Genomic DNA, 13,603 nt, shown 5'->3' with positions numbered 1-13,603 from the left:
TTAGAGGATCACGAGGTGTGGGCTCCCGCCACTGAAGGCACGACCGCCGTCGGCACCTCGGGCAGCCGCACCCGGTCCGCCGAGGTCCCCGTCCCGGTGGGCCGCATCCACCCCGGGGCCGCCCCCGTCTGAGCGGCGGTCTGTGGGTGGCTGCCGTGCGGCAGGGCGTCCGGGAGGTCCTCGGCGCTGTACCGGCGTGCCGAGCGATGCCAGTTCAGGATGCCCGCGATCCAGTCCTGGAGTTCGGCCACATAGGTGTCGAGCGCCGCCCGCCCCCGCTCGTCGAGCTCGAAGTCCTCGTAAAGAACGGGCAGTTCGTTCTCGATGACGTGCTGGAACTGGCGCAGCCGCGAGCGCATCAGGTCGTCGACGATGCGCAGGCCCGTCGGGTAGTCGCAGTTGAAGAAGTTCTGGACGACCAGGACGCCGTTGTGCAGCTCGCCCTCGTACTCGATCTCCTTCTGGTACGAGAAGACGTCGTTGAGGAGGCAGCAGTAGTCGGCCGCCGCGTTCTCCATGCTGCGGATGGGGCCGCTCTCGTAGATCCCGGGCGGCAGTTGGCCCGCGTGGCGGAGCCGGGACAGGCCCATAGTGAGGTCGGAGCCGAAGGTGTTGCGGCGCATCTCGATGTAGTCGACGGGGTCGGGGATGCGGTGCTGGGCCTGGTTGTGCAGCTCCCAGAGCCAGCTCTCCAGCATCGCGTCGACGGACCGGCGGAAGGCCGTGCGGGCCTCGGGGGGCATCGGCCCGGCGGTGCGCGCCCACAGGTCGGCGAGGCCGCGCTCCATGGGGGTCCGGGCCGCCGCGAGCCCGGCTTCGGGCTCGTCGACCGGCATGCAGGCGGAGAGCCGTTCGTTGTTCGCCCGCGCCCCGGCCAGGTTGCGCGGGCGCCCGTAGAACAGGGGGTAGTAGTCGTCGCCGTACGTGCCCCAGGTCAGCCACTGGGCGCTGAGTTCGAGCTCCTCCGGCGTCGCGTCGGGGTCGAGTCCGGCGGAGCAGAGCGCGAAGTCGTAGCCCGCCAGCTTCTCCTTGTCCCAGACGTCGTGGAGCAGCCCCATACGCTCCGCCCAGTCGACGGACGCCACACGTGCGCGGGCCACATGGGGGCTGAGCGACAGTGGGTAGGGCACATCGAACTCGGGCAGCAGTGACGGGCCGACCTTCTGCATCGGCACGTGTGTGAAGCTGCGCTGCCGGGCCGCGGCCGGGCGCCCGAACAGCGTCGTGATGTCGAGCGCCGAGGTGCCGAGCACGCCCGCGAAGAGGGAGGGACCGGTGACGGCGTCCTCGTTCATGTAACGGCTGGAGCGCATGTGCCACTCGTGGCCGCCGGACTGCCAGTCCTGGAGCCCCTTGACGTACGCGGCGACGTCCGCGCACTGTTCCGGCGTGAGGCCCTTCTCCAGGCACAGGGCCGGTACTTCGGTGAGCGCGGTGTTCTCGAACTGCTGGAGCCGCGAGGTCAGCAGGTCGTTGACGGCCTCGGCGGCCTCCTGTGTCGTGCACCCGAGAAAGGTCTCAAGTACCAGTACGCCATTGCTGAGTTCGCCCTCGTCCTCGACCTCGCGCTGGTAGGAGAACAGGTCGTTGCGCAGGTGGACGGCGTCGGCGAAGGCGTCGGTGAGGACCCGCAGCGGCCTCGACTCCGCCACGGACGCGGGGAGTTCGGCGTTCGCGGCGTACTCGATGAGGCCGGCCGACCAGGGCGCGCCGCCCACCTTGCGGCGCATTTCGATGTACTCGACGGGGTTGGCGATCCGTCCCGCGTTGATGTTGGCGAGCTCCCACAGCGACTCGTTGAGCAGGTTGCGGGTGCTGATCGCGAAGCGCTCGCGCCACGCCCCCGTCATCGAAGGGACGGTGCGCGCCCACAGGTCGGCGAGGCCGGCCTCGACCGGGTTGGTCGCCTCGGGGAACCCGTCGGCGAGGTCCATCGGCATGAACGCGGGCAGCCGGTCCAGGTACTCCTTGCCGCCCTTGCGGTCCAGGGTCCGTTTGAACATCTCCAGGAAGTGGTCGTCGAAGAAGAACACCCACACGTACCAGTCGGTGACCAGGGCGAGCTGTTCCGCGTCGCAGTCGGGGTGGGTGTACGAGCAGAGCAGCGCGTAGTCGTGCGCGTCGAGGTCCTTCTGCTCCCAGATTCCGGAGCCTTCCAGCATGCCCATCTGCCGGGCCCAGGTGCGGGAATGCGCTCTGGCGGACTCCAGATGGGGATTGAGCCGGGCCGGATACGGCAGATAGAAATCCGGCAGGACAAAAGGCTGGCTCACTGCGGCGGCCCCTCCTGAATACGCACGTGCCCGATCTGCACATGGCTGGGACGCACATGCTTGGTACGCACGTGATGGTCCGAGCCGAGCTACCCCGCCGGGCCGGGGTCATTCGGGGGCCGTACGTCTGTCATACGAAAGCGTGAGTCGTGGCGAGAGCCGATTCGAACGGGCCCTCCGCCGCCGGACAGGGGGCGCGTCCGGCGGTGGTCCGTGTCCGGGGGGCCACGTCCGGAGGCGCCCGCATCCGGCGGTGTCCGCGTGCGTCGCGGTCTTCGGCCGTCGATCATCTAGGCATGAACACAACCCTTCGGCTCGCCCAGCAGCCCGAGGCCGACGAGCTGCTCGGCCGCAGCCCGCTGGCCGCGCTGGTCGGCATGCTGCTCGACCAGCAGGTCCCCATGGAATGGGCGTTCTCCGGCCCGTACACGATCGCCCGGCGCATGGGGGCGGACGATCTCGACGCCGGGGCCATCGCCGCGTACGACCCGGAGGCCTTCGCGGAGTTCCTCAAGGAGAAGCCGGCCGTACACCGCTACCCGGGGTCCATGGCCAAGCGGATCCAGCAGCTCTGCCAGTTCCTCGTCGCGCAGTACGAAGGCGACGCGGCGGCGGTGTGGACGGGCGTCGCGACCGGCGCCGAGCTCCTGGCCCGCCTCCAGGCGCTGCCCGGGTTCGGCGAGCAGAAGGCGAAGATCTTCCTCGCGCTCCTGGGCAAGCAGCTCGGGGTCCGGCCCAAGGGGTGGCGCGAGGCGGCCGGGTCCTACGGCGAGGCGAACTGCTTCCGCTCGGTGGCCGACATCACCGGGCCGGAGTCGCTGACGAAGGTACGGGCGTACAAGCAGGAGGCGAAGGCCGCGGCGCGGGCGGCGAAACCGGCGAAGTGAGCGGCCCGGGGCACCCCGGGGCTCGGGGTTGCCCAGCGCACAGGCCCACAGGGGCGCCGACCCGTTCGTTGGCCCAGCGCCGCGCCGCGCAGGGCAGGGCGCAGGGAACCCCCAGCAGACCCCCTAACGCCTCCGCGTCCCGAAGAGCGATCGCGAGATCTCCCGCCCCAACTGCGTCCCCAGGGACCTCGCCAGCGAGCGGAAGATCCCGCTGCCCACCACCTGCTCCGCAAGCGACGCGTCCTGCTTCTTGGGGCGCGCCGAACCCTTTTCCGAGGGGGGTGTTCAGGGCGGCCTCCACCGACGCCGCCTGTCTCGTCCGCTCCGCTGCCGACAGCTTCTCGAAGGCCGACTCGCGGTCCACCGGTTCCGCGTAACGGCCGTACAAAAGAGAGGACTTGACCGCTGCCTCAAGAGCCGCCGCGTCAATGGGGGCCATCAAAGACTGCGGGGCCCGCAGGCGCGTCGCCGCGACCGGGGTCGGCGCGCCGTTCTCGCTGAGTACGGTGATGACCGCCTCGCCCGTGCCGAGCCCGGTCAGCAGCTCCTCCAGGTCGTACGGGGAGTTCGGGAAGGTCCGTACCGTCGCCTTCAGGGCCCTCGCGTCGTCCGGGGTGAAGGCCCTCAGCGCGTGCTGGACGCGGTTGCCGAGCTGGGCGAGGACGTCTCCGGGGACGTCCTTCGGGGTCTGCGTCACGAAGAAGATGCCCACGCCCTTGGAGCGGATCAGCCGTACCGTCTGCGTGATCGACTCCAGGAACGCCTTCGACGCGCCGCTGAACAGCAGATGCGCCTCGTCGAAGAAGAAGACGAGCTTGGGCCGGTCCACGTCCCCGACCTCGGGCAGTTTCTGGAAGAGGTCGGCCAGCAGCCACATAAGGAACGTGGAGAAGAGTTGGGGTTTGTCCTGGACGGCGGGAAGCTCCAACACCGACACCAGCCCCCGCCCGTCCGGAGCCAGCCGCAGCAGTTCGCTCGTGTCGAACTCCGGCTCCCCGAAGAACGATTCCGCTCCCTGCTGCTCGAAGGCGGTGATCGACCGCAGAATCACCCCGGCGGTGGTGGACGACAGACCGCCGATTCCTTTCAGCTCCGCCTTTCCCACGTCCGAGACCAGGAAGCCGACCACCGCCTTCAGGTCCTTCAGGTCGTACAGCTCCAGGCCCTTGCTGTCCGCGTAATGGAAGATCAGGCCCAGCGACTGCTCCTGGGTTTGATTGAGTTGGAGCACTTTCGACAGGAGAACCGGGCCGAAACTCGTGACCGTGGCGCGCAGCGGGATGCCGGGGCCGATGCCGCCGAGGCCGTAGAACTCGCAGGGGAAGCCCGCCGCCTCCCAGTCCTGGCCGACCTGCGCGGACCGCTCGGCCACCTTGTCGCCCGCCTTGCCCGGGGCCGAGATGCCCGACACGTCGCCCTTCACGTCGGCCAGGAAGACCGGCACGCCGTTGGCGGAGAGCTGTTCGGCGATGAGCTGGAGGGTCTTGGTCTTGCCGGTGCCGGTGGCCCCGGCGACCAGGCCGTGCCGATTGAGCATGGCGAGGGGGATGCGGATCGGCGCGCCGGGCAGGCACTGGCCGTCCCAGAGGAGGGCGCCCAGCTCCATCGCGGGGCCGGTGAAGCCGTATCCGGCGGCGATCTCGGCGGCGGCCGGCGGCAAGGAGGCGGAGCCGGGAGGGGGCGCGGACGCGGCGGCGGGCGCCGGAGTCCGATCCCGCGCTCCGGTTTCGTCCGGCCCGGCGGCACCCATGGGCTCGGGAGCGGCCGCGGTCTGGTCGCTGTCGGTCATGACGGGCCCCCGCGTCGGGTTGCGTCGGATTTGCTGGCTCTTGCCCAGGATTGCACTCGCCCTCCATGGCTGCGCCCGGAGCCGCTCGCCCGGTAGGCTTTCCGTGTGATCTTCAAGCGCATCGGAAGCGGGCGGCCCTACCCCGACCACGGCCGGGAAAGCACCCGGCAGTGGGCGGATGTCGCGCCGCGCCCGGTCCGGCTCGATCAGCTCGTGACCACCAAGGGGCAGCTCGACCTGGAGACCCTCCTCGCGGAGGACTCCACGTTCTACGGCGACCTCTTCGCGCACGTCGTGAAGTGGCAGGGCGACCTCTACCTGGAGGACGGGCTCCACCGGGCGGTTCGGGCGGCGCTCCAGCAGCGCCAGGTTCTGCACGCCCGCGTACTCGAAATGGACTGAGTGCGACAGCCGGGTGAGCCTTTCGGACCCTTTGAGGCGCATACGGGCGCACACGCGCGCCAACCGTTGATCATTTAGTAGGCATCGTCCCGGGTCGGCACTACCCTGCGCCTATGAGCATGCTCACTCCCCCCGGCATGGGCGGAAAGTACCGCATCAAGGGTGACACGTACCCGCGGATGCGACGTCCTCGTAGGCGCGGCCGGCTGGTCCTCGCGCTCGTCGGGGCGATCGTGGCCCTCGGCCTGATCGGCTGGGGGACGATCCAGCTCATCGACGTGTTCGGCGGCGGCGGGAAGGCGAAAGCGGCAGCCCACCAGAAGGACTGCCCCTCGCCCGGCGCCTCGGGCGCCCCCCAGGCGCTGCCCAAGCCCGCGCAGATCACCGTCAACGTCTACAACGCGACCCCGCGCGCGGGCCTGGCCAAGACGGTCGCCGACGAGCTGAAGAAGCGCGGCTTCGCGATCGGCAAGGTCGGCAACGCGCCCGAGGCGTACGACAAGAAGGTCCCGGGCAACGGGATACTGCTCGGCGCCCCGGCGGCCGCCGGCGGCCCCTTCTCCGTACTGGGCGCACAGCTCAAGGGCGCAACGCCGAAGACCGACACGCGCAACACGCCGGACATCGATCTGATTCTGGGCACGACGTTCGCCGACCTGAACACGCCGAAGGACGCGGACACGGCCCTGGCCGCTCTGGCCAAGCCCGCACCCGCGCCCTCGGGGAAGTGCTGAGAACCCTCTGACGGGACCGCGCCGGCGGTCCCGTACGGGAGACCGCTAGTCGGCCGTCCCGTACATCCGGTCGCCCGCGTCACCCAGGCCCGGCACGATGTAGCCGTGCTCGTTGAGGCGCTCGTCGACCGAGGCGGTCACCACGGTCACCGGCGTGCCCGCCAGCTCGCGCTCCATGATCTCGACGCCCTCGGGCGCGGCGAGCAGCACCACGGCGGTGACGTCGTCGGCGCCGCGCTTGATCAGCTCGCGGATGGCCGCCACCAGCGTGCCGCCGGTCGCCAGCATCGGGTCCAGGACGTACACCTGGCGGCCGGAGAGGTCCTCGGGCATGCGGGTCGCGTACGTGGAGGCCTCCAGGGTCTCCTCGTTGCGGATCATGCCGAGGAAGCCCACCTCTGCGGTCGGCAGCAGGCGCACCATGCCGTCGAGCATGCCGAGGCCGGCCCGCAGGATCGGGACCACCAGCGGACGCGGGTACGAGAGCTTCACGCCCGTCGTCGGCGTCACCGGGGTCTCGATGTCCACCTGCTCGGTGCGCACGTCCCGGGTGGCCTCGTAGGCGAGCAGGGTGACCAGCTCGTCGGCGAGCCGCCGGAAGGTCGGGGAGTCGGTGCGCTTGTCGCGCAGCGTGGTGAGCTTGTGCGCCACGAGAGGGTGGTCGACGACATGGATCCGCATGACGTCCACAGTAGCCGGGGCGTAGCCGCCCCGCGTCCCACCTGGTGCCCTTACGCACTGGCGTCAAGCGCCCGAACGGGGGGAAGGTGGGAGGCAGGAGACGACCCGGGGCGGTGTGAGCCAATGCCGGACGAGCACGACACGGAGCGACAACCGGAGAGCGACGCGGACCGGCGACGGCGGCGCGCCCAGTTCCTGCGCGAACTGCACGAGGCGAAAGCGCTGCGCGACCGGGTCCAGCCCCGGCGCGCCCGCGCCGCCCGGATGCGCCAGGCCATGCGCATGCGAACCTTCCGCTGGTGACCCCGCGAAACGGCGCGCCGGGCCCGTGATCACGGCGATCGGGAACCCTTGACGGCGGCGGCCCGAAGGCGTGGTCCCGGCGCGTCGGACCCCGTGATCACGGTGCGTCGGAGACCGTGATCACGAGGGGTCGAACCCCGCGTTCGCGACGACCGGAAAAACGCAACCGCGGAAGAACTCTCGCAACGGCGGTGTTTTCTGCCACGATTCCGAATGAAGCCACAGCCGGGGGGACCCCCAACCGGCACGCCTATGACCAGTGGGAGAGTCACGGTGTACTTCGCCGCACTGCTCGCGCGCACCGAAGACGGGTGGGAAGCGAGCGACACAGAGCTCGACGATGTGGAGACGCTGTCGGATCTGGCCGACCTGGCCCGGGAAGCAGCAGCCGACGGGGCCGACGACACGGTGCTCGTCTTCATCGAGCAGGAGGACGCCTGGTTCGGCGTCGTCCGCGTCGACGGCGAGGAGGACCCGCGCGTCTTCGTCTCCAACGCCGCCGTCGCCGCCCGCTCCTCGTACGGGGCCATGCTCACCGACGAACTGCTCGGCCACGACCAGGACGACGAGGAGGACGAGCTGGACACCCTTGACCTCGACGGCACGGAGGACGGCTACGAGGACGAAGCGGCCGGGGCCGCGGACGAGCCGGACGGCGGCGGCGCGTCGGACGGCGCCGCGCCGGCCGGGCCGCTCGGCGAGAGCGCGATCCTCGCCGACCTCGGAGTGAGCGAGCGCCGCCTCCTGGCGCTCGACGGCGACGCCCTCGTGACGATCGCGGACGCGCTGGGCGCGGCCGAGGTCCTGGAGGCCGTCCGCTAGTGCTCCACCCGCACGATCCCGTACGCGAACGGTGGGCGGAGCCGATGCGCTCCGCCCTGGCCGGGGCCGCACAGGCCGAGTCGGCCGGCGATGTGCCGGTCGGCGCGGTCCTGCTCGCCCCGGACGGCGCCTTCCTCGCGGCCGGGCACAACGAGCGCGAGGCGACCGGCGATCCGACCGCGCACGCCGAGGTCCTCGCGATCCGGCGCGCGGCGCGCAGGACGGGCGAGTGGCGGCTGACCGGCTGCACGCTCGTCGTCACCCTGGAGCCGTGCGTGATGTGCGCGGGCGCCATCGTGCAGTCCCGGATCGAGCGGGTCGTCTACGGGGCCCGCGACGAGAAGGCGGGCGCGGCCGGTTCGCTGTGGGACCTCGTGCGCGACCAGCGCCTCAACCACCGCCCCGAAGTGATCGCGGGCGTCCTCGAAGAGGAGTGCTCGGCGCAGCTGACGGCCTTCTTCCGGCAGCGGTGACCCAGCTCTCCCCGAACCGATTTCAAACCACGGCCCACCTTGGGCTAAGCTCTCTCTCGGTAGCGTGTCCGAGCGGCCGAAGGAGCTCGCCTCGAAAGCGAGTGTGGGGAAACTCACCGAGGGTTCAAATCCCTCCGCTACCGCTTTCAACACCCCTCTGATCTGCGGAAACGTGGTCAGGGGGGTGTTTTGCGTGTGGACGCGGTGTGGACGAGTCCACACCGGCGGGGATTCCGAGCCTCCAACTCCCTTGCGATTCATGTGGCTTCACGTGCAGCTACCGAGGGATCTGTCCACCGCATCCCGAGAGGGAGGCAACCTTCCGCGAAAGCGCCCTCGTCGACCGACGGATCCGTGCTGTTGGACAGCGGGCCCGTCAAGCCCCAGGGGACAGCCTCGTCGCTGTTGGTGGCCGGTCCGCACAGCGGCACGACGTTCGACATCATCGGCAGTCTGGGAGTCGCCATCACCGTGCTCGTGTGCGCGATGGTGGCTGTGGACCGGGCCACCAGGCACCGGTGGACCGGGTGAGCCCTGTGCGTCACACCGGCAGTCCGCGCTCGTAGACATCGCCCCCGTATGCTGAATAACACATGGGAAGGAGCCGCTGATGAGCGTCGATGCGATCATGCACACCGAGTTCCCCGCCGGATACACGGTCTTCTTCGGTGCCGACGGGAAGGTGATCATGACCCCGCAGAGCGAGGAACACTCCAGCACCATCCGCTCGATGCAGATCGACTCCCTCGCCCTCGGCCGGCACGCGAAGGTCACTTCCGACGTCTACATCGACTTCCCCGCCGACGAGAACTCCGCTCCCGACCTGGCGATCCTGCGGGAGGACGCCCAGAAGCACGGCAAGCGTTACAGCTTTGAGGACGTGCTGCTGATCTCCGAGGTGGTCTCGACCTCCTCCGCTCGCAAGGACTACGACGACTGCACCGCGAAATACGGCCGCTACGGCATCCCGGTCTACGTGATCGTGGACCCGTACGCCGCGGAGGTCGTCGTCCACACCCAGCCCACCGGCACCGGCTACATCACGGCCCACACCCACAAGTACGGCACGGGCAAGCTCCCTATCGAGCTGGCCGACGGGCGCACCTACACGCTCGACCTGGACGAGCTGCCCCGCCCCGAGCCGGAGACCGGCACCCGCTGACCGAACCGGCCCGGGAACAACCGCATGAGGCCGTCGACAGGCACTACGAGCATGGCGACCAGCGTCAGGTCGAAGGTGGAGGAGGGTCTTCACTGAGGCGTGGAGCACCAGCCGCTGCACCCGTCCAAAGGGTCCGCCGTCCGTGTGGACACGTCCACACGGACCCCGATCGAGCAGGACGGGACAGGACGCGAAGAAGCCCCGGTCGGGGGGAGTGACCGGGGCTTCGACGTCAGGACGGGGGGAGCGGCATCGGGGGGACAAGCCGCTCCCCCCGATGAGAACAGAACCTGCAAGCCCTGCGCCGCAGTCAGGGGGGAAGCTCGCGGCGCGGACCCCGCAGTGAGGCCCTGTTCCTCGCCCGCCGCATTCCTGCCAGATGTGGTGGGCTCAAGAACCATCCTGCTCTCCCGTCACGTCCGTACCGTCGGGCAAAGGGCCCCGATCACCGGGCCCTTGGTCCTTAAAGGCCGGGTGAGTACCGGCCAAGTGGCGGTTAGACTCACCCGACCGCACAGGGGTAACGCCGTCGCCGGGGAGGGGCAAGGCACAGTGGACGTCAAGAAGGTCCTGCTCTACATCGCCGTGGTTTTCGTGCTGTACACGATCATCACGTCGCCGGTGCAGGCCGCCGGGATGGTCCAGACCGGGTTCGAGGGCATATCCAGCGCGGCCAAGGGCGTCGGAGAGTTCATGACCAACCTGGTCCGTTGAGCCCGTCCACCCTGTCGTCACAGACGTAGTCGTAGGAGAAGCGATGATCCGCCACCTGGTCCTGTTCAAGCTCAACGAGGGCGTCGGGCGCGACGACGAGCGTGTGGTCGCCGGCGTGAAGGCCTTCCAGGAGCTCGACGGCCTCGTGCCCGAGATCGAGTTCTGGGAGTGCGCCTGGAACATCACCGACCGGCCGATCGCGTACGACTTCGCCATCAACTGCGCCGTGGCGGACGCGGACGCGCTCAAGCGGTACATCGAGCACCCCGCGCACCAGGCCGCAGCCGGCCAGTGGCGCGAGTTCGCCACCTGGGTGATCGCCGACTACCCGTTCTGAGCCGGTGCCCGATCCCTCGACGGATCCGGTACGCAGCCCGGCCCCGCGCCTGAGAGGTGCGGGGCTTTTTCGTGCCCCCGCGACCCTCCGACCGGGGCCATCTGCCCCAACTTGCCCTCAACACGTGGTTATACGGTGCTTGCACACAGTGGACATGTCTTGTGATGCTATGACCGCTTTTGACGGATGAGTTGACCGAAGACTAAGGGGTGGCGTGACCGTGCCGGCCAGTACTACGCCTCAAGTGCCGCCCCAGAACGAGCCCCAGGACGCCCCCGAAGTGCCCGCCCAGGACTCCTCGGAGGGCCCCAGAGGCCCCGTCAGGACCTCCACGAGGGGCGCCGACACCCGCGCCCTCACCCAGGTCCTGTTCGGCCAGCTCAAGGGGCTCACGCCGGGCACCGCGGAGCACGGCCGGGTACGCGGGGCGCTGATCGAGGCCAACCTGCCGCTGGTGCGGTACGCGGCCGCCCGGTTCCGCAGCCGCAACGAGCCCATGGAGGACGTCGTCCAGGTCGGCACGATCGGCCTGATCAACGCGATCGACCGCTTCGACCCGGACCGCGGCGTCCAGTTCCCCACCTTCGCGATGCCCACCGTCGTCGGAGAGATCAAGCGGTACTTCCGCGACAACGTCCGCACCGTGCACGTCCCGCGCCGCCTGCACGAGCTCTGGGTGCAGGTGAACGGCGCCACCGAGGACCTGACGACCCTGCACGGCCGCTCCCCCACCACCGCCGAAATCGCCGAGCGGCTCAGGATCGGCGAGGACGAGGTGCTCGCCTGCATCGAGGCGGGCCGCTCGTACCACGCGACCTCCCTGGAGGCCGCCCAGGAGGGCGACGGACTGCCCGGCCTGCTCGACCGGCTCGGTTACGAGGACCCCGCGCTCGCCGGCGTCGAACACCGCGATCTGGTCCGCCACCTTCTCGTACAACTGCCCGAACGCGAACAGCGGATCTTGATGCTCCGCTATTACAGCAATCTGACGCAGTCCCAGATCAGCCAGGAATTGGGAGTGTCGCAGATGCATGTGTCAAGGCTCCTGGCCAGGAGCTTCGCCCGACTTCGATCCGCAAATCGAATCGAGGCATAACCGGTTCGAGTGAGCCGGGCTCCCGTCTCGGGCCGGTAAAAAATTTCCGACCGAAAAACCCCACACCCCCTGTTTCCTGCACGTACTCGGGCCCACCTTGTCGACATGTCACTACAGCGTGTTGCCGACATGTGACATTCTGCGGAAACCGCGTTTGCCGCAGCCCCGCCTCCGGTATTCAGGTGGAGGCTGCTTCCTCCGATGGTCGTGGCCCAACGCGACCGTCCGCGACCTCAAGGGGGTGGCATGTCCGCAGAACAGGGCAGCTCGAAGGTGCTCACGCTCACCAAGAGCGCACCCGCACCGACCGTGCGCCGACACGCCGCAAACACCGCAGCAATCGACACCCGCACGCTGTCCCGCTCCCTGTTCCTGCGCCTCGCCACGCTGGACACCGACAGCCCGGAGCGCACGTACGTACGCGACACGCTCATCGAGCTCAACCTGCCGCTCGTGCGGTACGCGGCGGCCCGGTTCCGCAGCCGCAACGAGCCGATGGAGGACATCGTCCAGGTCGGCACGATCGGCCTGATCAAGGCGATCGACCGTTTCGACTGCGAACGGGGCGTGGAATTCCCCACGTTCGCGATGCCCACGGTCGTCGGTGAGATCAAGCGGTTCTTCCGCGACACCTCTTGGTCGGTGCGGGTGCCGCGCCGCCTCCAGGAGCTGCGGCTCGCCCTCACCAAGGCCAGCGACGAGCTCGCCCAGAAGCTCGACCGCTCGCCGACCGTCCCCGAACTGGCCGCCGTTCTCGGCGTGTCCGAGGAGGACGTGGTCGACGGGCTCGCGGTCGGCAACGCCTACACCGCCTCCTCGCTCGACTCCCCGGCCACCGAGGACGACGGCGGTGAGGGCTCGCTCGCGGACCGGCTCGGCTACGAGGACACGGCGCTCGAAGGCGTCGAGTACCGCGAGTCGCTGAAGCCGCTGCTCGCCAAACTCCCGCCCAGGGAACGGCAGATCATCATGCTCCGCTTCTTCGCGAACATGACGCAGTCGCAGATCGGCGAGGAGGTCGGCATCTCGCAGATGCACGTCTCGCGCCTGCTCACCCGCACGCTGGCCCAGCTCCGCGAGGGCCTCATCTCCGACTGAGCCCTCGCCGACTCCCGTTTCCCTCTGGTTAATTGACGCTCCGTCAGACACACTGGCGCGATGCGACGACGTGCTGCGCTGATCGGCGTCTCGGCGGTGGTGGTACTGGGCCTGGGCGGTACCCTCGCCGCCTGTGCCGGCGGCGGGGAGCGGTCCGGGTACGTGGCGGTCGGGGCCGCGGGTCCCGGCCCCTCGGCCCCGGACCACGCGGTGCCGCCGCGGGACGGGGTTCAGCTGGTCCCGCTGGACGGTTCGGCCGCGCCGGGCCCGTCCGGATCTTCGGGTACGGGCCACGGTGCGGGCCCTGGTACCGGTACCGGTACGCCTTCGGCGCCGCCGGGGCCCGGCGCTCCGGCCGGGCAGACGCCCGCGACCCCGGTGGTTCCGGGCCCCGCCAAGTCCCCAGCCGCACCCGGGCGTTCGCCCTCGGCCGGCTCACCGGGCGCGCCCAATGCGCCGGGCAGTCCCACTGCTCCGTCCGGTACGCCTTCCGGCTCCGGCGGGCCCGCCGGGCCCGCGGTGCTCACCCTCGGGGCGCCAAGCCGTTCGGCGGGGGATCACCGCTGGTGCGAGAACGTGACCGTCCAGTTCCGCAACAGCGGGGGTACGGCGGTGAAGTCGGGCAGCGTCATGTTCGCGACGCACATCATCGGGCTGCTCGGGGTGGACTGGGCGACCATTGCGTCCAGCCAGCCGCTCCCGGTGCCGATTGCCGCGGGGGCGGTTTCCTCACATACGTACGGGGTGTGCGTGGAGGCCTGGCGAGTGCCGCTGGGGATGCACGTGGAGACGCGGTCGGTGACGGCCAGTTGGAAGTGACCTCGCCCGGATC

General features: G+C 69.7%; 15 protein-coding genes, 1 tRNA gene and 1 pseudogene. 14 read left to right on the top strand and 3 right to left on the bottom strand.

Features of this window, described 5'->3' with window-relative positions; all coding sequences use genetic code 11:
• Nucleotides 1-8: 8 nt before the first annotated feature.
• On the bottom strand, nt 9-2,273 hold the full coding sequence (locus ADK54_RS13670) for a terpene synthase family protein (protein ID WP_053725884.1): 2,265 nt from the start codon (nt 2,271-2,273) through the stop codon (nt 9-11).
• Nucleotides 2,274-2,569: 296 nt separating this feature from the next.
• Here ADK54_RS13670 and ADK54_RS13665 point away from each other — a divergent pair, with 296 nt between their 5' ends.
• Nucleotides 2,570-3,160 (top strand): HhH-GPD-type base excision DNA repair protein, encoded by a 591-nt coding sequence (locus tag ADK54_RS13665; RefSeq protein ID WP_053725883.1) that lies wholly within the window; start codon nt 2,570-2,572, stop codon nt 3,158-3,160.
• Between the two features lie 123 nt (nt 3,161-3,283).
• Here ADK54_RS13665 and ADK54_RS13660 read toward each other — a convergent pair.
• Nucleotides 3,284-4,910: pseudogene (locus tag ADK54_RS13660) on the bottom strand (helicase HerA-like domain-containing protein).
• Nucleotides 4,911-5,054: 144 nt separating this feature from the next.
• On the opposite strand from ADK54_RS13660, the gene ADK54_RS13655 reads away from it, so the two are divergent.
• Nucleotides 5,055-5,351 (top strand): type II toxin-antitoxin system VapB family antitoxin, encoded by a 297-nt coding sequence (locus tag ADK54_RS13655; protein ID WP_053725882.1) that lies wholly within the window; start codon nt 5,055-5,057, stop codon nt 5,349-5,351.
• A 113-nt stretch (nt 5,352-5,464) separates the two neighbouring features.
• Nucleotides 5,465-6,085 (top strand): LytR C-terminal domain-containing protein, encoded by a 621-nt coding sequence (locus tag ADK54_RS13650; RefSeq protein ID WP_053725881.1) that lies wholly within the window; start codon nt 5,465-5,467, stop codon nt 6,083-6,085.
• A gap of 45 nt (nt 6,086-6,130) precedes the next feature.
• On the opposite strand, the gene upp is transcribed toward ADK54_RS13650, so the two are convergent.
• Entirely contained in the window at nt 6,131-6,766 is a 636-nt protein-coding gene (upp, locus tag ADK54_RS13645) for a uracil phosphoribosyltransferase (RefSeq protein ID WP_053725981.1), read from the bottom strand.
• 123 nt (nt 6,767-6,889) lie between these two features.
• Between upp and ADK54_RS13640 the strand changes: the two genes are divergently transcribed.
• The 11 genes from ADK54_RS13640 to ADK54_RS43340 all read left to right on the top strand — a co-directional run bounded on the left by ADK54_RS13640 (nt 6,890) and on the right by ADK54_RS43340 (nt 13,590).
• On the top strand, nt 6,890-7,069 hold the full coding sequence (locus ADK54_RS13640) for a hypothetical protein (RefSeq protein ID WP_107090526.1): 180 nt from the start codon (nt 6,890-6,892) through the stop codon (nt 7,067-7,069).
• Between the two features lie 273 nt (nt 7,070-7,342).
• Nucleotides 7,343-7,891, top strand: coding sequence for a hypothetical protein (locus ADK54_RS13635; RefSeq protein ID WP_053725979.1), 549 nt, complete (start codon nt 7,343-7,345; stop codon nt 7,889-7,891).
• Between the two features lie 44 nt (nt 7,892-7,935).
• Nucleotides 7,936-8,364, top strand: a complete 429-nt coding sequence (gene tadA / locus ADK54_RS13630) for a tRNA adenosine(34) deaminase TadA (protein WP_053725978.1) — start codon at nt 7,936-7,938, stop codon at nt 8,362-8,364.
• 58 nt (nt 8,365-8,422) lie between these two features.
• Nucleotides 8,423-8,507: transfer RNA gene (locus ADK54_RS13625), tRNA-Ser, on the top strand.
• 211 nt (nt 8,508-8,718) lie between these two features.
• A complete protein-coding gene (locus ADK54_RS45920) occupies nt 8,719-8,895 on the top strand; it encodes a hypothetical protein (protein WP_159047751.1) in 177 nt (58 codons plus the stop codon).
• A 79-nt stretch (nt 8,896-8,974) separates the two neighbouring features.
• Complete coding sequence (locus ADK54_RS13620; protein WP_053725880.1) at nt 8,975-9,526, top strand: Uma2 family endonuclease; 552 nt, start codon at nt 8,975-8,977, stop codon at nt 9,524-9,526.
• A gap of 552 nt (nt 9,527-10,078) precedes the next feature.
• Complete coding sequence (locus ADK54_RS46735) at nt 10,079-10,240, top strand: hypothetical protein (protein WP_189965863.1); 162 nt, start codon at nt 10,079-10,081, stop codon at nt 10,238-10,240.
• 43 nt (nt 10,241-10,283) lie between these two features.
• Nucleotides 10,284-10,577 carry a Dabb family protein gene (locus ADK54_RS13615; protein WP_053725879.1) on the top strand — a complete coding sequence of 98 codons (294 nt, stop codon included), beginning with the start codon at nt 10,284-10,286 and terminating at the stop codon, nt 10,575-10,577.
• Nucleotides 10,578-10,797: 220 nt separating this feature from the next.
• Nucleotides 10,798-11,673: an RNA polymerase sigma factor SigF gene (locus ADK54_RS13610; protein WP_053725977.1), complete on the top strand. Its 876-nt coding sequence runs from the start codon at nt 10,798-10,800 to the stop codon at nt 11,671-11,673.
• Nucleotides 11,674-11,919: 246 nt separating this feature from the next.
• Complete coding sequence (locus tag ADK54_RS13605; protein WP_053725878.1) at nt 11,920-12,771, top strand: RNA polymerase sigma factor SigF; 852 nt, start codon at nt 11,920-11,922, stop codon at nt 12,769-12,771.
• 60 nt (nt 12,772-12,831) lie between these two features.
• Complete coding sequence (locus tag ADK54_RS43340) at nt 12,832-13,590, top strand: hypothetical protein (RefSeq protein ID WP_078966362.1); 759 nt, start codon at nt 12,832-12,834, stop codon at nt 13,588-13,590.
• Nucleotides 13,591-13,603: the final 13 nt, after the last annotated feature.

Origin of the sequence: Streptomyces sp. WM6378 (assembly GCF_001279695.1) — a bacterium.
Lineage (GTDB): Bacteria > Actinomycetota > Actinomycetes > Streptomycetales > Streptomycetaceae > Streptomyces.
Note: the sequence above shows the minus strand (reverse complement) of the source record. Positions and strands in the feature narration are given on the sequence as shown.